The organism is Leptobacterium flavescens (genome assembly GCF_010671605.1).
In the GTDB taxonomy this organism is placed as follows: domain Bacteria; phylum Bacteroidota; class Bacteroidia; order Flavobacteriales; family Flavobacteriaceae; genus Leptobacterium; species Leptobacterium flavescens.
This window is the reverse complement of the sequence record NZ_JAABOO010000001.1, coordinates 1,319,299-1,338,486: the sequence shown is the minus strand read 5'-3', so window position 1 is coordinate 1,338,486 and position 19,188 is coordinate 1,319,299. Positions and strand designations below refer to the sequence as shown.

The following is a 19,188-nucleotide window of genomic DNA, read 5'->3' as shown; positions in this document are numbered from 1 at the left end:
GGTTTTAGAGGTGGTTTTTATAAGCAGCTATACAATTCAAATTATGAAAAAAATATTCTATTTAATCGTTTTTTCTCTGAGTAATATAATTGTTGCTCAAAACGGAACTTATAAAAACAATATGACATTAAATTATGAAATGCATATTAACCTAGGTAAGTTAAAACAATACAATTCAACCTTGTATATCCAGAATAACAGATCTTTTTTTCACTGGAACGATACTACAAATAAATCTGCAACTTCCACAGATGAGTTCGGTAATTATAAATTTCATCTGGATATAACCGATGAAACAGGAACTATTAATTATACAGATTTTGGTAAAGGTAGTTTGTTAACCAGAAGCCTGAGATTTAAGGAAGTAATTATTCTTGAGGAAAACAACCCCAGAATTAAATGGGATCTTAAAGAGGAAACCAAAAAAATAGGGAGTTTTACATGTCATAAAGCTATAGGAGAGTTTAGAGGAAGAATTTATACAGCCTGGTACACTTTGGATGTCCCTGTGAATGCAGGGCCATGGAAATTGCAAGGGTTACCAGGACTTATTTTAGAAGCATATGACAAAGAAAAGTTTGTGCAATTCTATTTTAAATCCATTAAAACTTCTGGGCCTCAAAAAGCGTTTGACTACTCAAAAATTTTTGAAGAAGGTAAAAGAATTAGTGTTCAGGAATATGCAGAATCACAAAAGAATTTAGCTAATGACCTCGTAAAAAAACTTAAATCTAAATTTCCGCGCGGTGTTACCGTAAGTGTAGAAAGTACTTCGGAAAATTTTTTGGAAAGAGATTTTGGAAAACAATAAGAATTAAGAATTAGAAATGTTTTCTAAAAGGGTTTTTTATATTTTCCTTTTTACCGTACTTAACTCTCTGCCAGTCATGGCGCAAACATTGGTGGAAGGTGTAGTTAAGGATTCGGTTGGGGTTGTTATTCCCTATGCTAATGTATTCATTCAGGAAGAGGGAAAAACAGCAATATTGACCTTCGCATATACGAATGAGGAAGGAGAATATACCATTAGTTTAAAAAAAAGAGGTTCGTTCGTGTTGAATGTTAGTAGCCTTTCCTTTAAAAAGAAGCGAGTTCTATTCGAAATAGATAGTATTCGCCCTCAATCTGTAATACATCGGGATGTAGTTTTAAGCAGAGAAACACTTATTCTGGATGAAGTAGTGGTAAATTCAAATATTCCCATAATTAGAAAGAAAGATACGATTAGTTTTAAAGTTAATCATTTCACGGATGGGACAGAAGAAGTAATAGAGGATGTTTTAAAAAAACTCCCCGGAATTGATGTAAGTGAGGATGGAAATATAACCGTGCAAGGAAAGTCCATTGAAAAAGTTATGGTTGAAGGAGATGATCTTTTTGAAAAAGGGTATAAGCTGCTGACCAAAAACCTTAATTCAGAAGTGCTTGACAAGGTTGAGGTATTAGAAAAGTTTTCGAACAATGCTCTTCTGAAAGGAATAGAAGATAGTGATAAAGTTGCGCTAAACCTTACATTAAAAGAAGATAGAAAAACTTCTTTATTCGGTAATGCAACAGTGGGTTATGGTTCTGAACAGTTTTATGAAAATAGGCTTAACCTTATATCTTTTAATAAGAAAAGTAAATACTATTTTTTTGGAGGGCTCAATAATATCGGAACAGACCCTACAGGAGATATCTATCAATTAATCAATCCTAATGCATTATCCGGAACCAACTATATAGGAGATGGTCTTTCAGCCAATGAATTTGTTAATATCGGAACCTTTACCCCGAACTTAAATAGTAGAAGGGTAAATATCAATAACGCTGAGTTAGCGTCGTTGAGCGGAATATTTAATCCATCGGATAAATTAAAAATTAAAGGATTGCTTTTTTTTAACACTGATGAAAATGATTTTTTCAGAAATAGTATCACGCAGTTTTTCATAGGAGACGATAGTTTTACCAATACTGAAGATCTTAGAGTGCGAAAAAAAATACGCACAGGATTTGGTAAATGGGATGCTATTTATTCGCTTAGCAAAGATTCAAGAATTGAATATTCGGGGAAATATAACATTTCAAATAAAGAAGATGTCTCCAGACTGATATTTAATAATGAAGAGATTAATCAGTTTTTAGATACCGATAATCATTTTACAGATCAGAGAATAACATATACCAAGCGGATTGAGGATAAAAGCGCTATTCTTATTACCGGGAGATATTTATATGATGAAAGGCCTCAAACTTACAGAATAGATGATTTTATTTTTGACCAATTATTTCCAGAGTTGAATGATATTGTGGCGGTTCATCAAAATATAGACAGTAAACTTAATTTTTTTGGTATAGAAGGTGATTACATTGTTAATTCCAAAAATGCTAATCTTGAAATAAAACTGGGGTATTCCAATACAAAAAATAATCTGAATAGTCAGCTTTCTTTTATCGATCAAAACGATGGGGTTGTTAATGCAGGGAATGAGTTTTTTAACGCCCTGGATTATCAATTAAACGATATATTCGGAAAATTAAGATATAAATACAGGATAAATAAGGTTGAGCTGAGAGCGTCTTTAGAACCACATCAATTGTGGGCTTTGGTTGGAAACGAAGGAACTATCTCCAGAGAATCATCCTTTTATGTAATTCCCGGGTTAAGTTTGAACTGGTTAATTAATAAGAAGAATAAATTTTCAATTCTTTACCGGTTTAACACCCGAAATTTTTCTTTAACAGATATTCAAAACAACTTTATACTTACAGGATTTAGGAATTTTGATAGGGGAGTTGGAGAATTTGATCAGTTAAGGGGTAATGTGTTTTTAACTAGTTATGTATTTGGTGATTGGGCAGATGAGTTTTTGGTAAACACCTCTTTTTTATTACAAAAAGAAAATGAATACAGAAGTTCATCTACCGAGATAAGCCCCAACTTTAGCCTGTCCGAAAGAATTATTCTGGATGATAAAACCTCTTATTCCTGGAATCTGAATATCGATAAGTTTATAGACAAACTTTCTTCCAATATTAAAATTAACGGAAGTGTTTCGGAGAGTAGTTTTCAGAACATTGTAAACAATTCTGACTTGCGCGATATTAAAACAACGACTTATTCTTATGGGATGGAGATACGTTCTGCGTTTTCAGGTTTTTTTAATTTTCACGTAGGAACGAACTGGAACTCTTCCAGGGTCGAAACAAATATTGAAAGCACCAACACGGATAATAAATCATTCCTGGATATGACTTTTGATCTTTCACGAAAACTCACTTTTAAACTTATTAATGAGAGGTACTATTTCGGAAACTTGGATCAGAATAATACATTCTATTTTACGGATCTGGATTTGCAATATGTACTTAAGAAAAACAGGTTAAAATTTAAGTTTACAGCACAAAATCTTTGGAATACGAATACGTTTGCCAATTTTTTTATTGGAGATACGAATAGGTATAGTACGGAATACAGATTACAACCCAGATATTTTTTATTCAAACTGGATTTTAGGTTCTGAAATCCCGGCATACTTTAAGCTTATTATCAGACTTGTCTTTGTTTATAAATAACCTCTTTGCATTTATAAATGATCAGGTTCTTTGTTTGCTTCAAAACCCTTCCCAGCCTACATTTGATAGCGATCTAAGTAAAAGTTACGTAACGAAGGAGGAAGCCGAAAATCCTTTAAAGAGTAGGCGAAAATAACAAAAGCAGAATTTGCCAAAAATATTAACCATTAAAATATAAATATTATGAAAAAAATAATTTTTGTTTTAGCAATAAGCTTTAGTTTTCTTACTCAGTCTTATGCAAATAGTTCTGAAATAAAAGAAAATGATTATCAAACTATAAAAAAAACTGAGATAGCACAGCAAGGAAGTATTGATGCTGCTTCAGTGATTATTAAATCCTTGGAGCTTAAAAAAATAAATGAATATGAATGTACTTTGAGTGTTGAATTGAGCTATAATGGGGTAAAAACAACACTGAGTATTACTGAGGATACCTGTGAGAAGGCTGGAGCCGGTGTTGCACAGGCAGTGAAAGGGTTTTTGGAGGAAATTAATGGCGAAAATTAATGACTCCTGTTAAATCAGACTGCTTTCATCCAGATTCCAATACGGTCGGGATATGTTTAATAAATAAACAAAATTCAGATCGACGGAGAAAAAGTAAACTAAATATATAATGACATAAAAATAATATTGTAATGAAAAAAATAATTTTTGTTCTGACACTAAGTGTGTTTTTTTTCGCTAATTCATATGCGAATAATTCGGAAATCAAAAAAAAGGATGATCAATCCACAACTATTGTAACTAAATCTATTATTTCAGATTTGACAATTCCTGCAAGCCTGGACCTAAAGATCGAATCTGTTCTTTATGATAATATGGAAGACTGTACTGTTAGTGCGGAGGTTGATTATAACGGAACTACGGTTAAGTTAAGCGTTACGGGAAAAGATTGTATAGAAGCTGGAAAGAAATTAGCTCAAGCAGTCAAAGGTTTTACAGCAGAGATAGCTGAAAATTGATTTATAAACTTTAAATACCGGCAAATTTTTGCTTTTACCTGTTATTTATTGTGCAAAAGAGCTTTTACTAAGCTCTTTTGCCATTAAAAAGGCATTGTATGCATTGATGATTTTTCCTGATTTTGAAAGTTCTTTAAAATGTAATTTCTGTTTTTTTTCTCCGGAACCGGGGACATTTATAATCATATCGTATTCTATTCCCGACCGCATAAGAATCTGTTTTACTTCAGAGGCAGATAAATTCGGATAATGAGACCTTATTAATGCAGCTATACCGCTCACAATACCTGAAGAGAGAGAAGTTCCGCTATCCTTCCTATAACCGTTATTAGGAAGTAAGGTTTTGATCTCTTGTCCAGGTGCAAAGATATCTACATCATATTTTCCGTAGTTCGAAAAGCTGGCAACCAGGTTTTCATTTAAATTGGATGAGCTTGCTCCTACCAGAATAAAATTGTTTGAGATTTCTTCTTTGTTTTCCACATTGTCGTTGGGATAGTAATCATTCATTAAATTTAAATTGTAACTTTTGTTACCTGCAGAAGAAATAATTAAGACATCATTTTTTTCAGCATATTTAAAGGCCTCATGAACCCATTCTTTATCGGAAGAGAGATCCTTTCCAAAACTCATGTTGATTATTTTGGCTCCGTTGTCTACAGCATATTTTATGGCGAGTGCTATATCTTTATCACGTTCATTCCCATGGTTGGCAACTACAGCCAGGTCCATCAGTTCGATATTGTTAAAAACACCATTTGTTGTTAAACTATTTTCTCCTTTAGCAGTAATTATCCCGGCAACCTGTGTTCCGTGGTAAAACACTTCCATGTTTCCGGAAATATTATTATTTCCATAATCAGTGTCTTCAACTGAGTTTTCGTTTGCTTGGGAAGAAATATGCTCATTATAATCTAAATTAAGAGATTTCTCAATTACCATATCGGCATTTCTTTTGAAATCATAAATCCATTTTTCGGATAGATCGTATCGAAAATAATCCTGCATAAAATAGATCCATTTACTCAGTTCTTCCTCATTTTTGTAAATTTCATACAAACTATCGAGTTGAGTTAACGTATAATCTTCTTTAGGGAAAAAGCGTTTCAGCGTTTCCTTGGATTTTTTAAACCCTTCGGCCAGAAAATTTCCATAATCTTGTTCTTCTCTGGCATTATTCAATTGTGAATCATATTTATCTTTTGCCTTTAAATAAAGCTTGAATAGATCAACAGAATCTTTAGAGATATCCTGAATACTCTTTCCCTCAAAGACTCTTTGATATTTTTTGAGGATCCTTACCGATTCGTAATGAAGGTAAATAATATTATTATCGAGACCGCCTAAAAAGTTCCATCCGTTAAGGTCATCTATATAACCATTTTCATCGTCATCTATACCATTGTTTGCTATTTCATCTTCGTTTATCCAAATCTGCCCATCCAGATCTTTGTGATTAATGTCAATTTCAGTATCAATAATGGCAACAATGACTTTTTGACCTTTTCGCCCCTTCAACAACTCATTATAAGCTCTTTCTAAACTGGTTCCCGGTATGGTATCATTAATAATATCTTTATGCAGCCAGTTCTCCATTTCACCCTCCGATAGCGGAATCTTTTTGGAAATAGTATCGGAAATAGAAGAAGGAATAGGAAAGTGTTTTGTTCGATTACAGGAGAAAATTAATATCAGAAGGATTAAACCAATTATTTTTTTGCAGATTTCAGGCATAAGAGATGTTAAAAGTTAAATAATAGGCGATCTAATATAGCAGATCGCCCTTTATTTTAATATGTCCATAAAGTGGAGAAGATAACTAATTTTCAGATAAAAAAAAATTAACCTTCTTCACTAATGCCATCTTGCGCAACTGGTTTTTCAGTAGTGGGTTTTACAGTAGGTTTTGTCTTGGTTTTAGTGAATATTGTTTCACCTTGTCCGTCTCCATCCCCTTCACCACCTAATATCAGATCAGGGCGATTTAATTTAGCAACTCTAAATTTTTTCAGAAATAATTTCGATTGCGATCTTGCATTTTTCATAATACATAATTTTTTGATGATTAGAACTCTAAATAATTTAATTATTTGATATTCTACAAATTATATGTTAGATGTATGTCTTTATTTATAAACGAAGACCTTTTTTATGATCACTAGCTGCAAAAGAGGCTTATATGTCGTTTTTTTCAAGATGTTTGATATAAAAAGAAGGATAAATACCATTTTTTTTGAAAAAAGCCTTGGAGAAAGATTCCGGACTTTTAAACCCTGCTTCGAGTGCTATAGCTTTTATAGTAAATTTTCGATAAGTTTTATCTGTTTGTAACTTTTTGGTTGCAAAAGTAACTCTCAAATCATTCAGATATGAAGAGAAATTTTTTTGCTTAACCGTATTGATCACTTTAGAAACGTAAGCACTGTTAGAACCAATAGTCTTGGCCAAACCGTTTAATGTAACAGTATTGTCAATATAGTCATGGTTGTTTTCAAAATGGTTTAGTCCCTTTAGAATGGTCTGTAGTATTTCTGTTGGAAGCCCCATGTCTTTATCAGTCTTTTCCATATTTTCAATTGATCTTGACTTGGTTTCCACATTTAATTCTTTAATTAAAAGCTCAAACTTCTTTTTGTATTGTCTGTTTCTCTTAAAATAAAGGAATACTAAAAGTGCAAATAGAAAGGATATTGAAAATAGGATCATGATTATTCTTTGGGCAGATTCATTCCTGTTTGTTAAAGAATGGATCAACTGTTCTTTTTCCGATAACAAACTGGGGGTATCGTAACCTTTATTTAATTTATCATATAAATATTTGTAATTATCATTAAGAATACTGTCTACTTTAATTAAACGCTCAATATATATCAATTGCTTCTCCAGATCTCCTTCATTTCTGTATTGGTTGATTAGTATTTCATAGGATTCTCTTAAATCCGGATGAATATCGCCGATATCGATAAAAATGGAATCTACTTTTCTAAAATAGGACATAGCCAATTCCTTGTTTTGAAGCTTCATATGGGACTTGCCAAGATAAAAGAAGGATTCAGCAAGATTTGGTTTATCCTTGTTTTCTCTTATAATTGGAATAGCTTTATTAATACTGTCAATAGATGCCAAATAATTTGCTCTATGGAATTCATTTACTCCTTCATTAAACTTGAAATAATGATTCATAAGAACATCATTGGATAAAATCGACTCTTTATAACCTATTTTATTAATATAGGTAGAGGAATCTATTTTCTTATTTCTTCTATAAGAATCTGATAAGGCGAAAAGGGCTATCAGGTAATTGGAATTGTAAATTTCAGGATAATCATTCTCGACATTGAACTTTACATAGTTTTTGAAAATTTGAAGAGCTTCTTCATTATACCCTAGTCTGCTTTTAATTAATCCTATTCGATGTTCTACGAGGAATTTTGTTTCTATATCTTCATTTTGTTCTGCTAGTTTGAAAGCTTCTACATAATGATCAAGTGATTCTTTGAATCGCCTTTGCTCATATAGTATATCAGCCTTTATAAAATGCCCTTGCAAGGGATAGAATTTATTGTTGGGTACTTTTCCTTGAGTTTTAAGTATAATACTATCAGCATATTTAATGGCAATGCTTTCGTCTGAGATATAGGATATAAAAAAATAGCCGTCAGCAATCCTAATAACATCATTATCTCTTTTTGCTCTATTCAAATATTCCTTGGCATAAACGATAGCAACTTCTTTATTATCTTCATTTCCGTAAAAATGATTGGCTAACTCCTGATAGCTTAAATCTGATATGGAATCCTGTATCCTTTGTTGAGCAGAGGATGTCGATGAAAAAGAAAACATACATGAGATCAATAATATGCGAAGGAGTTTCATCTTAACGATACAGGAAATTTATATGAATACAATATATTAATAATCTAGTGAATAAGTAGTTAATTATCGTAAATAAATGGAAATAACTTCCTTGTCAATTGAAAAAAATCTGTCCGATCTGACCCTTAAAACGTTACCCGTACTCCAATCTGACCAGGTGCGAAATTAAGGTCCCAGCTCACTTTCTTTTCACCATCGTTGTACTTCTGATCGTATTTGGAATCCAGATAGCGATCGATAGATTCTACGATAAAGATACTCAGTACGGTACCAAAAGCTACATCGGAGATCCAGTGGAATTCGTCTACGATCCTTGCAAAACCGGGGATAAGACCCACGGTATAGATCCCTGCCTTGACCCACGGACTCTTAAATTGCTTGGCGATAGCATAGGCATTTGTAAATGCCAGGATAGCATGTCCGGATGGGAAGGAATCGAAATTGCGTACCCGTTGCAGGTGAAAAGGATCAAAGACATCGGAGGACTCCCCGCTTTTGGGACGTGCTCTTCCGATAATACGCTTACTTACCTGTTGTAAAAAACCACCTGCAGTTGCAGAAGCTATAAGGAGGACCCCGGTCCTTCTTAATTTTTCGTTTTTAGTAAATAAACCTGTCAGATATACGGCCCCTGTTAACGCATAGTTGTTTTCAGGGCTTCCGTATCTGTTCCCGAATTCTACGAGTCCGCTGGGAACATCTTCCCTGAATCCGTCAACCCAGTCGTTAAACTCATCATCTACGAAAAAGAGGGTGGCAGTACCTGCTGCAACCCCTGCAAAATTAAGCCATTGCTCTCCTTTCCAGTGAACAGGCCTGCTATAGGAATGCCCTACACTTTTAAAGACATTTCCCATGTCGTAGGTAAACGTCTGCCATGTATTTCGCTCTTTTGAGATGTTTAAAGAAGTTTGCGTCTGCCCGTGAGCAGCTATAAGTGAAAATAACAGAAAGAACAGGCTAAGTTTTGTCTTCATTACAACTTGATTTTTTTGAGAGTTAATCCCAACGGGAATTGAGGTTAAAAATACATTAAAATTCTCAGAAATAGATGGACTGGGCCAAGCGATAGGTATTTGCGTGTGCTTCAACAATAGTTTTGATATCGGGAGAGTATCCGCCTCCCATGCTACATTCTACCGGGATCTGATAGCGATGGCAATTTTCCAGTACGATCTCATCTCTTTTTTTACAACCCTCAACACTCAAACCTAATTTTCCGAGTTTGTCACTTGCAATAATATCAACCCCGGACAGGTAGAAGATAAAATCGGGTTTTTGCGACTCGATAAGCCCGGGTAAAGTCTTGTTTAAAATATCAAGATACTCCTTATCACCCGTATGATCTTTTAATTCGATATCCAGATCGCTTTTTTCTTTTTTAAAGGGGTAATTATTCTTTCCGTGCATGGAAAAAGTAAAGACACTTTCATCTCCCTGAAATATCTCGGCCGTACCATTTCCCTGATGTACATCCAGATCTACGATCAGGATCTTTTTAGCCAGTTTTTTATGCTGAAGATAACGTGCACTAACAGCCTGATCATTCAGCAGGCAAAAAGCTTCACCATGGCCTGTATAGGCATGATGTGTACCTCCTGCAATGTTCATGGCAATACCGTTTTCCAGTGCAAATTCGCAAGCTTTGATGGTTCCGTCGGTAATCAGCAGTTCGCGGTCTACCAATTCTCTGGATAATGGAAAACCTATTTTCCGCGCTGCCCTTGGATCTAAGGTTTGCTCCAGGAGATCCTTGTAATATTCTTTGGTATGCACACGGAGAATATGCTCCTGATCCGGAAAGTTCGGTTCAAAGAAGTTCTGTTCGGTACAGGTTCCTTCATGAATAAGCTGCCTCGGAATGAGATCGTATTTCAGCATCGGAAAACGATGTCCGTCCGGTAAATGATGCTTATAGATCGGATGATAGGCGATTTTGAGCATAGTATAGCGAAAATAGCTTAAAATTTTATCATATTAAAGACCAATAACTACAGGAAATAATAAGTTTTGATGAAGTATTATAGAGCCTTTGTCATATCGAGCGCAGTCGAGCTTCTGTCATATCGAGCGCAGTCGAGCTTCTGTCATATCGAGCGCAGTCGAGATACGATCAAGATTTATATTTAAAATGTGTTGCATTTCTGCATTCCGATAAAATTTGAAGCATATCAAAATCTTTTCTAATGAGTGCTTCCTTTTTTTCCTTGCTCCATTTCTTTATTTTCTTTTCGAAATAAATAGCTTGTTCGGGTTCCATGAACTCCTGATAAAACTCCAGCTTAAGAGGGCGTCTGGAAAAAGTATAAGCATTTTTTAATTTTCCTTCCTGATGTTCACTGAACCTCTTTTCAATATTACTGGTAATACCTGTATATAGCGAATTATCAGAACACCTCAATATGTATACATAGTAGAATTTCATAATACATACACCTCGACTGCGCTCGGTGTGACATTTATGCAACACTATCTAAAAATGCAACATTATGAGAATTATCGGATGCCGGATTGTATACACCCCTCCTGTCATCCTGAGCGCAGTCGAAGGAAAAGGAGGGGAATTTTATAGTTTTTCTTTTCAAGAAAAAGCGGAAGGATTCATTTACCCGTAAATCTCAATTAAGGTTAGCGAAGATTAAGTGCCTGGGTTCAGGATTTAATTAATCGTTTCCCCGTCGTTTACCCCTTCTTCATCGGGGTTTAAAAATACGATCTTACCTTCCTTGTTCTCCGTCATCAGGATCATTCCTTCACTTTCCACACCCCTGAGTTTTCTGGGAGCGAGATTTACAAGAACAGTAACGCGTTTACCTATGATTTCTTCCGGCTTAAAACTCTCCGAAATTCCCGAAACAATGGTTCTGGTGTCAATACCCGTATCTACTTTAAGAACAAGTAATTTTTTTGCCTTTGGCATTTTTTCGGCCTCAATAATGGTTCCTACCCTCATATCCATTCTGGTAAAATCCTCATAAGTGATGGTGTCTTTCTGAGGTTCTACCTCTTTATTTTCGGCTTCATTACTCTTTTTGGTCGCTTCCAGTTTATCCAGTTGTTTCTGGATATCTGCATCTTCTATTTTAGAAAATAGCAGTTCGCTTTTCCCGATCTGATGAGCAGCTGAGATTAAACCATCATACTTAGATGCGATATCTGTCCATTTTGTATTCTGAAGATCGAGTATTCCTTTTAGTTTTTCGGATGTAAAAGGAAGGAAAGGCTCACTAAGCACTGCAAGACCGGCTGCAATTTGGAGGGCCACATACATAATGGTCTTTACTCTCTCTTCATCTTCCTTGATCAGTTTCCAGGGCTCTTCGTCGGCCAGGTATTTGTTCCCAAGCCTTGCAAGGTTCATCAATTCCTGAGAACCTTCCCTGAAACGGTATCTGTCTAAGGAAGACGCGATCTTTTCAGGATAGTTTTTCAGTTCTTCCAGGGTTTCTTTATCCGCATCCGAATAAGCTCCGGGCTCCGGAACGATCCCCTGATAATATTTATTGGTCAGTACCACTACGCGATTGATAAAATTTCCGAAAATGGCTACCAATTCGTTGTTATTTCGTGCCTGGAAATCCTTCCAGGTAAAGTCGTTGTCTTTGGTTTCAGGGGCATTGGCTGTTAATGCATAGCGCAATACATCCTGTTTGCCCGGAAAGTCTTCCAGGTACTCATGAAGCCATACTGCCCAGTTTTTAGAAGTGGAAAGCTTGTTGCCTTCCAGGTTTAAGAACTCGTTGGCGGGAACATTTTCAGGAAGAACATAATCGCCGTGAGCTTTTAACATACTCGGGAAGATAATACAGTGAAAAACGATATTGTCTTTTCCGATAAAATGAAGCAACTTGGTGTTTTTATCTTTCCAGTAAGGCTCCCAGTCTTTTCCTTCGCGCTCTGCCCATTCTTTGGTAGAAGAAATATATCCGATAGGAGCATCAAACCATACATAAAGTACTTTTCCTTCGGCACCTTCCACGGGTACCGGAATACCCCAATCAAGATCGCGGGTTACTGCGCGAGGCTTCAGACCTTCCTTTACCCAGCTGCTTACCTGTCCGTACACATTGGGTTTCCAATCGTATTTATGCCCTTTTAATATCCACTCTTCCAGAAAATCGTTGTATTGATCCAATGGCAGGAACCAGTGTTTGGTTTGCTTCAGATCGGGTTTGGAACCGCTTAAAACCGATTTAGGATTAATAAGATCGGTAGCGTTTAGTGAACTTCCGCAGTTCTCACACTGATCGCCATAGGCTTCTTCATTTCCACATTTCGGACAGGTTCCGGTAACGAATCTGTCGGCCAGGAACTGCCCTGCTTCGCTGTCATATAATTGCTCGGTAACTTCCTCAACAAATTTCCCGTCTTCGTAGAGCTTCTTAAAAAAATCGGAAGCTGTTTTATGATGAACAGGTGCTGAGGTCCTCGAATAATTGTCAAAAGAGATCCCAAAATCCTGAAAGGACTGCTTGATAATTGCATGGTATTTATCGATAAGCTCTTTGGGGGAAACGCCTTCCTTTTTAGCTTTCATCGGAATGGCTACCCCGTGCTCATCGCTTCCGCAAATAAAAGCAACATCATTTCCTGTTAAACGCAAATAACGTGAATAAATATCCGCAGGAACATAAACCCCTGCCAGGTGGCCTATGTGAATAGGGCCGTTTGTATAAGGTAAAGCTGCGGTAATCGTATATCTTTCTGAGTTTTGTGACATCTTCTGAGATTAAAGCCACAAAAATAAAGAATTTGAAAGAAGAAAGAAGGTGATATGAAAAGAAAAGCCTCCTTAAAAAGGAGGCCCCTTTAGTAAACCGGAAAAACCTTATCTAATTACTACGGATTTACTAAATTTCTTATCCTGAATACTGATACTGTAAATGTATTGTCCGGTATGCAGTCTGGTATTTATTTTTTCTTTTATGTTGATCTTATGAGATCCCGAAAACATCATCTCATTGGCAATGGATGCAACGCGCTGTCCGATCATATTGTACAATTGAATATCTACATGAGCGGTAACAGGTAGCTCAAAATAAATATAAGGTGTATTCTCTGCCGGATAATAGGGGCGATGCCTCATATAAGCACCGATAGACTGTTCGGTGGGATTCGGAGTGGAGCTTCCGTTACAATCAAACCCGAGCTCCAGAGCCTCGTATGGTTTGTCGAGAAGGGCTTCGCTAACGACAGTTTCATCAATGCAAAGCCATTTTGCCATAACGGTGGCGTAGACATCCCGGAAATCTATGGAAGATACAAGATTTCCTCTGTCTGTAGCACTTAAACTGGGATGTTCCCCGATAAATTCATTTCCGTTAAGACCCGGTCCGAACATCAGTATCGGAGCGGCGGCACCGTGATCGGTACCTTCGGATCCATTCTCAAAGACTCTTCGTCCAAACTCGGAAAAAGTCATTCCCAATACGTATTTCGACATATCTCCGGCGTCCAGATCCTCATAGAACCTGGCCATGGCATCTGATAGTTCTGACATTAATTTTGAATGCCTTTCGGGTTGCCCGGAATGGGTGTCAAAACCACCCAGGCTTACCATGTATACTTTGGTTCCCAGGTTCCCTTTTATAAGTCTTGCTACGGTAGCCAGCTGCCTGGCAATACCGGTATCCTGATAGGCAACGGCATTACTGGCGCGGCCATAGGCAGCATGGATCTTTTCGGCATAGGTATAGGTCGTATTTATAGAACCTCTCATATACTCCAGCTGATCTCCGTAAGTACAATCCGGGAGGTTAAGCATATCGTGCATGGTACCGTTTTCGGCTACATCCTGTAACTGATTGGTTCCGGAGAGCACAAAAGCGTAATTCTTGTCGTAGCCTTCAAATACAAGATTGGCAAAATTACCGATCTGTACCGCGGCAGGATTTTCCGGAGGATTGATAAAATAATCCGGATATAAATGTTCATAATAACGTCCAAGCCAGCCGTTACGGATACGGTCTTCGTCTTCGGCCGTTGCCCAAATGTCTGAAGAGGTAAAATGGGAAAGGTTAGGATCGTCATAGCCAACACCGTGGATGGCTCTCATTTTACCCTCTCCAAACATTGCTTGAAGGGGCTCCATATAATTTGGTATCGCAAAATCCTGGGTAAGACAGATCAGGCTGTCCTGAGGAATGTGAATGGTAGGTCTTGCGTTTACGTAGTTGTCATAGTCATAGAAGGGAATGATGGTATTAAGTCCGTCATTACCACCCACTAATCTCACCAATACCAGAATATTATCGGTTTCTGCCTGGCTGAGGGCCATGGTGAGAGGAGAAACGGAAGAAGCAGAAATAGAATTGGTTCCGAGCATCATGGTTCCTGTTCCTGCAATTCCGAGTGCCTGCAGGAAGGAGCGTCTACTCCATATTTTGTGTTCTTCGTCGTGTGAAAGGTCTTTGTTATTTTGTGGTGAATGATGTTGGCACATGGTGTAGGTTATTTAAGTTGAAGTTCAGGTTGGCGTATTAGATGGATCAATAATTGAAATACCTGTAGAGGTACGTGTTCGTTGTACAGGTTCCAGGCACCGTTTGTCATATGGTCATCGGTCATTGCTCCTTTAAAGGCATCACAAGCCACTTGCATTTCAGCTTCCGAAAACAGCTCTTTGGCCATTAGCTTTCCGCAAATACTCCTTACGACAAATTCAAAATCGTTGGTGTCTCCGGCAACAGCAAGGGCGAAATCCCTGAATTGCTCCTGATTAGCTTCCCAGGCCCTTGTAACCAGAGTGTCCAGCATATTCCACCGGAGGATAAGGGAATTCGAATTTATCCAGCTTCGGTTCCGTTGCCACCCGGCAACATCTACCGGAGAAAATAATTGCTGACCTGCCAGTCTGCAGGAATTAAGCATCCAGGAGAGGGTGTCGTCCGTATAACTTAAACCGGTTTCATTGATAAAGTTGATAAAAAAGTCGAAATGACTTTTTATGACAACCCCGATGGTCTCTTCGTTAAAGAAATGCTCGCTTTTAAACAGTTGTCGAAGCACGGGGGCTATTTCAAAATCGTTGTTCACAAAAGTATCTACCAACTGATCTACGATCTGTTCGTTAGTTACGGGACTTACAAAGAAGTTGTACAGGCGGGTACAGATAAAGGTTCCGATCAGACGTGGATGAGCGTCAAATAAAATATCAATAACATCATCATATCCCCAGTTACCGGCCCTTCCGAAAATAGTCTTGGAACCGGGATCGAAAGTGGAGGTGTCGAAAGAAATGGTTCCGCAATCTACCGGTCTGTCGGTATAACCTGTTAAAGCCCTGGCAGTTTCCAGGATATCCTGTTCCGTATATCCGTTCCCTTCACCCATGGTAAACAGCTCATACAGCTCTCTGGCGTAATTTTCATTTGGAGCCCCTCTTCGGTTCCTTCCTCCGTCCAGGTACATCAACATGGCGGGAGTAAGGCCGACTTCCCGGGTAAATTCCCGAAAATTCCCCAGAGCATACTGCTGAAGGACTTCATAGTACTGATATAGATAAGCGGGACATTGGTATTCCCTGTATTCTGTTACAAAATGATTACTCCAGAAAAAACTCAGGCGGTCTCTCAGATTATTGGTGATCATCCCCCTGGTAACTGTCAACGCCCATTCCTCTACCTGTGTATTTTTTGTATCCCTCACCTGGTCATCATCCCCACTGTAATTGGAATCGTTCCACTGAGCCCAGGCCGGAGCGGTAAGCAACGGTATATTAAGCGCCTGATCGATTAAAGAATCGACTAAATTTGACGGATTTTGATGTTGAGCGGTATTTACGGTTTGAGCAGAAGCGCTAAAACCCATACGACGATATAGGTGATTGATCTTGGATGCGTCCCACGGATTTTCGGCTGTAGGCACATAGGGGTTAAGGCTTGCAGTATTGCAGTCTGAAAAGATTTCCATAAGATTTGGGCACGTTAATTAAGTTTCTAATGTACTAAAAATTAATTAATTAAAACAATTCTCAATTTAATTGAGATGCTTTTTCCTTTAAAATAGTATCTTACAATGATATAATCTAATAAATGAAAGAACCTATATATTTACGAGAGGGAGATCTGATTTGGATTACGGCAACAGCAAGGAAAATTTCGATAGAAAGCATTCAACCCGCGGTTGAACTTTTAAAAAAATGGGGCCTCCGGGTAAAGATAGGGAATACCATAGACCTGGAGAATGACCAATACGGAGGTACGGATGAAGAACGTATCAAAGACTTTCAGGAAGCTCTGGATGATCCGGAAGTAAAGGCTATCTGGTGTGCAAAAGGAGGGTATGGAACGGTTCGTATCCTGGATGGATTGGATTTTAGCGGGTTTATAGAACATCCGAAATGGATCGTCGGGTATTCGGATATTACCGTCCTTCATTCCCATATTAATCGCCTGAGAGTTCAAAGCCTGCATGCTACCATGCCTATCGACGTTCCGAACCTAAAACCCAAAGCCCTGCGTTCATTAAAAAGAGCTCTTTTCGGGAAGAAGCTTAAATACGAAGTAAAAAACAGCAAGTACAACAGAATAGGAAAGGCCAGGGGAGAACTGGTGGGTGGTAACCTGTCCGTACTATACAGCCTTTTGGGATCTCCTACTTCTATAGATACCAAAGGAAAGATCCTCTTTCTGGAGGACCTTGACGAATATCTCTATCACATAGACCGGATGCTGATGAATTTAAAACGCAACGGATATTTTGAAGAACTGAAAGGATTGGTCATAGGCGGGATGACCGATATGCATGATAATACCATCCCCTTCGGGAAAAACGCAAAGGAAATTATCCTGGATATAGTTTCCTCTTATGATTTTCCGGTTGCTTTTAATTTTCCTTCCGGACATGTAAAGGGCAACAGGGCCCTTATTCTTGGCAGGGAAGCGGAACTGGACGTGAATACGTCCGGGACGCTATTGAATCTTAGAATTTAAAAAATGGCATCTCATAACGAATTAGGAAGAAAGGGAGAAGAGCTGGCTTGCGACTATTTAAGCCGGAAAGGTTATGAGATCGTATGCAGGAATTACCGTTTTGAAAAGGCGGAGATCGATATTATTGCTAAAAAAGGCGGGATATTATCAGTTGTTGAGGTAAAGGCGAGAAGCGGGATAGATTTCGGAAGACCTGAGGACTCCGTAAGCAAGAAAAAGATCGCCTTGCTGGTCAAAGCTGCAAACCAATATGTGGTGGAAAACAAACTGGATGTGGAGGTTAGGTTCGATATTATATCGGTTGTTAAGAAAAGTAACACATATTCTATCGATTTAATAGAAAATGCTTTCTATTTCTATTAAAAAAATCTTAAAACGTGTGTCAAACATCACAATTTGTTTATTTTTGCACCCTCAATTCAACTTTCTGTTACATATGAAAACTATTTCTTCTGTTGTTGAAGGGTACATTAAATCCAAGCCTTTCCTTCAAAGCGCTTTAGCTCAGGGAATTATTAACCTTACATCCCTGTCTCGGATCATCAAACCGGAAATTGAAGACCAATTAGGAAAAGAAGTCAGGAACGGGGCTGTAGTTATGGCCTTAAAACGTCTTTCCGACGAATTGGAATTCAGAGCTACGCACAAGATCGTTAAGACCCTGAAAAATATTGGAGAAATTACAGTGCGTTCTTCCCTGAACGATTATACTTTTAAAGTATCAGACACTATTCTTCAGAATATGGCATTGCTTATTACCAAGATAGAAGATAATAAGAATGCGTTCTATACTTCTTCAAGAGGAGTTAATGAAACAACCATAGTGGTAAGTAACAACATTGCCAAGGACGTAGAGGAAGTATTCCGCAAGGAACGAATGATAGAAAAGATTGAAAATGTGTCTTCCATTACGGTAAAACTTCCCAAAGAGAATGTAACCATCCCGGGGATCTATTATTTTATTTTCCAGCGTTTGTCGTGGGAGGGTGTAAATATTTTTGAGGTGATCTCCACTACCTATGAGTTTACAATTCTTGTTGGAGAAGATCAGATAGACAAGGCCTTTAAAGTAATAAAGGACCTGAAATCTCTTTAAGGCTTGTGGCCGTAGAGGCCCATTGCACATCCAAAGAAATAATTGCAGCTGTTAACTTCCAGGCCTTTTGCGGTAAACAGGGGAAGAAGGGTATCGGTATCTGAGAAGTTGCGGGAATATACCCCCAGCATCTTATAACTTTCTTTCTCATTGGCAAGGATACGCCCGAGAAAAGGGATCACTTTTGAGATATAGAAGAGATATGCCTTTCGGAGCCATCCGATCCTGGGGAGGGAAACATCAACCAGGCTGAACTGCCCTCCGGGCTTCAGGATCCTGGCAATTTCTCCTGAAAAATCATCTATCTGGCTTAACTGAAATGTCTTCAGGCCATAGGCACATATCACTGCGTCCTGGGATGCATCGGGGATGGAATTCTCAAAAACACTTTCTTCCAGGATATGAATATCGTAATAGGGGTAGTCTTGCTTTCTCTTTTTTGCTTTGGCGATCATCCCTTTTGAAAAATCGAGAGCCGTAAGCCTTCCGGAATTCCCGATGTGTTTTAAGATAGAAGGCCAGCATTCTCCGACACCGGTTAGCAGATCGGTAACCATATCGCCTTCCTTTAACTGTATTTTTTTGATGGCCAGCCTTCGCCAGAGTGGATAAAAACCAAAAGAAGTGAAGGTATTCATACCGACATAGGACATGCTCATATTATCGAACAGGTTCGATACGAAAGCCTCCGTATAAATTTTTTCCTCCATCTGATAGCAATTGAATCCTTTAAGTTAATTCAAATTCCTCAAATTGCTAA

Annotated in this window: 17 protein-coding genes; 7 read left to right on the top strand and 10 right to left on the bottom strand. The window is 37.8% G+C overall.

What is annotated here, in order from left to right; all coding sequences use genetic code 11:
• Positions 1–43 precede the first annotated feature (43 nt).
• The 4 genes from GWK08_RS05860 (at position 44) to GWK08_RS05845 (ending at position 4,523) form a co-directional block, all read left to right on the top strand.
• A complete protein-coding gene (locus tag GWK08_RS05860; protein WP_163605960.1) occupies positions 44–811 on the top strand; it encodes a GLPGLI family protein in 768 nt (255 codons plus the stop codon).
• Between the two features lie 76 nt (positions 812–887).
• Positions 888–3,503 (top strand): carboxypeptidase-like regulatory domain-containing protein, encoded by a 2,616-nt coding sequence (locus tag GWK08_RS05855; RefSeq protein WP_163605959.1) that lies wholly within the window; start codon positions 888–890, stop codon positions 3,501–3,503.
• 235 nt (positions 3,504–3,738) lie between these two features.
• Positions 3,739–4,065: a hypothetical protein gene (locus GWK08_RS05850; protein WP_163605958.1), complete on the top strand. Its 327-nt coding sequence runs from the start codon at positions 3,739–3,741 to the stop codon at positions 4,063–4,065.
• A gap of 131 nt (positions 4,066–4,196) precedes the next feature.
• Positions 4,197–4,523 (top strand): hypothetical protein, encoded by a 327-nt coding sequence (locus GWK08_RS05845; RefSeq protein ID WP_163605957.1) that lies wholly within the window; start codon positions 4,197–4,199, stop codon positions 4,521–4,523.
• A 45-nt stretch (positions 4,524–4,568) separates the two neighbouring features.
• On the opposite strand, the gene GWK08_RS05840 is transcribed toward GWK08_RS05845, so the two are convergent.
• From GWK08_RS05840 to GWK08_RS05800, 9 genes are all read right to left on the bottom strand, one after another.
• Positions 4,569–6,257: a S8 family serine peptidase gene (locus GWK08_RS05840; protein ID WP_163605956.1), complete on the bottom strand. Its 1,689-nt coding sequence runs from the start codon at positions 6,255–6,257 to the stop codon at positions 4,569–4,571.
• A gap of 107 nt (positions 6,258–6,364) precedes the next feature.
• A complete protein-coding gene (locus tag GWK08_RS05835; protein ID WP_163605955.1) occupies positions 6,365–6,568 on the bottom strand; it encodes a hypothetical protein in 204 nt (67 codons plus the stop codon).
• Between the two features lie 130 nt (positions 6,569–6,698).
• The gene (locus GWK08_RS05830; protein WP_163605954.1) at positions 6,699–8,366 is read right to left on the bottom strand and encodes a helix-turn-helix domain-containing protein; all 1,668 of its coding nucleotides are present in this window, start codon (positions 8,364–8,366) and stop codon (positions 6,699–6,701) included.
• A 158-nt stretch (positions 8,367–8,524) separates the two neighbouring features.
• A complete protein-coding gene (locus GWK08_RS05825; RefSeq protein WP_163605953.1) occupies positions 8,525–9,376 on the bottom strand; it encodes a phosphatase PAP2 family protein in 852 nt (283 codons plus the stop codon).
• 64 nt (positions 9,377–9,440) lie between these two features.
• Complete coding sequence (locus tag GWK08_RS05820; protein WP_163605952.1) at positions 9,441–10,343, bottom strand: histone deacetylase family protein; 903 nt, start codon at positions 10,341–10,343, stop codon at positions 9,441–9,443.
• A 169-nt stretch (positions 10,344–10,512) separates the two neighbouring features.
• Positions 10,513–10,824: a GIY-YIG nuclease family protein gene (locus tag GWK08_RS05815; RefSeq protein ID WP_163605951.1), complete on the bottom strand. Its 312-nt coding sequence runs from the start codon at positions 10,822–10,824 to the stop codon at positions 10,513–10,515.
• Positions 10,825–11,058: 234 nt separating this feature from the next.
• Entirely contained in the window at positions 11,059–13,119 is a 2,061-nt protein-coding gene (gene metG, locus GWK08_RS05810) for a methionine--tRNA ligase (protein ID WP_163605950.1), read from the bottom strand.
• Between the two features lie 108 nt (positions 13,120–13,227).
• Positions 13,228–14,841: a DUF1501 domain-containing protein gene (locus GWK08_RS05805; protein ID WP_163605949.1), complete on the bottom strand. Its 1,614-nt coding sequence runs from the start codon at positions 14,839–14,841 to the stop codon at positions 13,228–13,230.
• An 8-nt stretch (positions 14,842–14,849) separates the two neighbouring features.
• Positions 14,850–16,310, bottom strand: coding sequence for a DUF1800 domain-containing protein (locus GWK08_RS05800; RefSeq protein WP_163605948.1), 1,461 nt, complete (start codon positions 16,308–16,310; stop codon positions 14,850–14,852).
• A gap of 122 nt (positions 16,311–16,432) precedes the next feature.
• Here GWK08_RS05800 and GWK08_RS05795 point away from each other — a divergent pair, with 122 nt between their 5' ends.
• The 3 genes from GWK08_RS05795 to GWK08_RS05785 all read left to right on the top strand — a co-directional run bounded on the left by GWK08_RS05795 (position 16,433) and on the right by GWK08_RS05785 (position 18,428).
• Complete coding sequence (locus GWK08_RS05795; RefSeq protein ID WP_163605947.1) at positions 16,433–17,332, top strand: S66 peptidase family protein; 900 nt, start codon at positions 16,433–16,435, stop codon at positions 17,330–17,332.
• A gap of 3 nt (positions 17,333–17,335) precedes the next feature.
• The gene (locus GWK08_RS05790) at positions 17,336–17,695 is read left to right on the top strand and encodes a YraN family protein (protein WP_163605946.1); all 360 of its coding nucleotides are present in this window, start codon (positions 17,336–17,338) and stop codon (positions 17,693–17,695) included.
• 73 nt (positions 17,696–17,768) lie between these two features.
• Positions 17,769–18,428, top strand: a complete 660-nt coding sequence (locus GWK08_RS05785) for an aspartate kinase (protein WP_163605945.1) — start codon at positions 17,769–17,771, stop codon at positions 18,426–18,428.
• Here GWK08_RS05785 and GWK08_RS05780 read toward each other — a convergent pair.
• Positions 18,425–19,138, bottom strand: coding sequence for a class I SAM-dependent methyltransferase (locus GWK08_RS05780; protein WP_163605944.1), 714 nt, complete (start codon positions 19,136–19,138; stop codon positions 18,425–18,427). The genes GWK08_RS05785 and GWK08_RS05780 overlap by 4 nt on opposite strands.
• Positions 19,139–19,188 lie beyond the last annotated feature (50 nt).

What these genes read in the sequence shown, in the direction of transcription:
- GWK08_RS05860 (WP_163605960.1), top strand. Translation starts at nt 44, where the DNA reads ATGAAAAAAATATTCTATTTAATCGTTTTTTCTCTGAGTAATATAATT.
- GWK08_RS05855 (WP_163605959.1), top strand. Translation starts at nt 888, where the DNA reads ATGGCGCAAACATTGGTGGAAGGTGTAGTTAAGGATTCGGTTGGGGTT.
- GWK08_RS05850 (WP_163605958.1), top strand. Translation starts at nt 3,739, where the DNA reads ATGAAAAAAATAATTTTTGTTTTAGCAATAAGCTTTAGTTTTCTTACT.
- GWK08_RS05845 (WP_163605957.1), top strand. Translation starts at nt 4,197, where the DNA reads ATGAAAAAAATAATTTTTGTTCTGACACTAAGTGTGTTTTTTTTCGCT.
- GWK08_RS05840 (WP_163605956.1), bottom strand. Translation starts at nt 6,257, where the DNA reads ATGCCTGAAATCTGCAAAAAAATAATTGGTTTAATCCTTCTGATATTA.
- GWK08_RS05835 (WP_163605955.1), bottom strand. Translation starts at nt 6,568, where the DNA reads ATGAAAAATGCAAGATCGCAATCGAAATTATTTCTGAAAAAATTTAGA.
- GWK08_RS05830 (WP_163605954.1), bottom strand. Translation starts at nt 8,366, where the DNA reads ATGTTTTCTTTTTCATCGACATCCTCTGCTCAACAAAGGATACAGGAT.
- GWK08_RS05825 (WP_163605953.1), bottom strand. Translation starts at nt 9,376, where the DNA reads ATGAAGACAAAACTTAGCCTGTTCTTTCTGTTATTTTCACTTATAGCT.
- GWK08_RS05820 (WP_163605952.1), bottom strand. Translation starts at nt 10,343, where the DNA reads ATGCTCAAAATCGCCTATCATCCGATCTATAAGCATCATTTACCGGAC.
- GWK08_RS05815 (WP_163605951.1), bottom strand. Translation starts at nt 10,824, where the DNA reads ATGAAATTCTACTATGTATACATATTGAGGTGTTCTGATAATTCGCTA.
- metG (WP_163605950.1), bottom strand. Translation starts at nt 13,119, where the DNA reads ATGTCACAAAACTCAGAAAGATATACGATTACCGCAGCTTTACCTTAT.
- GWK08_RS05805 (WP_163605949.1), bottom strand. Translation starts at nt 14,841, where the DNA reads ATGTGCCAACATCATTCACCACAAAATAACAAAGACCTTTCACACGAC.
- GWK08_RS05800 (WP_163605948.1), bottom strand. Translation starts at nt 16,310, where the DNA reads ATGGAAATCTTTTCAGACTGCAATACTGCAAGCCTTAACCCCTATGTG.
- GWK08_RS05795 (WP_163605947.1), top strand. Translation starts at nt 16,433, where the DNA reads ATGAAAGAACCTATATATTTACGAGAGGGAGATCTGATTTGGATTACG.
- GWK08_RS05790 (WP_163605946.1), top strand. Translation starts at nt 17,336, where the DNA reads ATGGCATCTCATAACGAATTAGGAAGAAAGGGAGAAGAGCTGGCTTGC.
- GWK08_RS05785 (WP_163605945.1), top strand. Translation starts at nt 17,769, where the DNA reads ATGAAAACTATTTCTTCTGTTGTTGAAGGGTACATTAAATCCAAGCCT.
- GWK08_RS05780 (WP_163605944.1), bottom strand. Translation starts at nt 19,138, where the DNA reads ATGGAGGAAAAAATTTATACGGAGGCTTTCGTATCGAACCTGTTCGAT.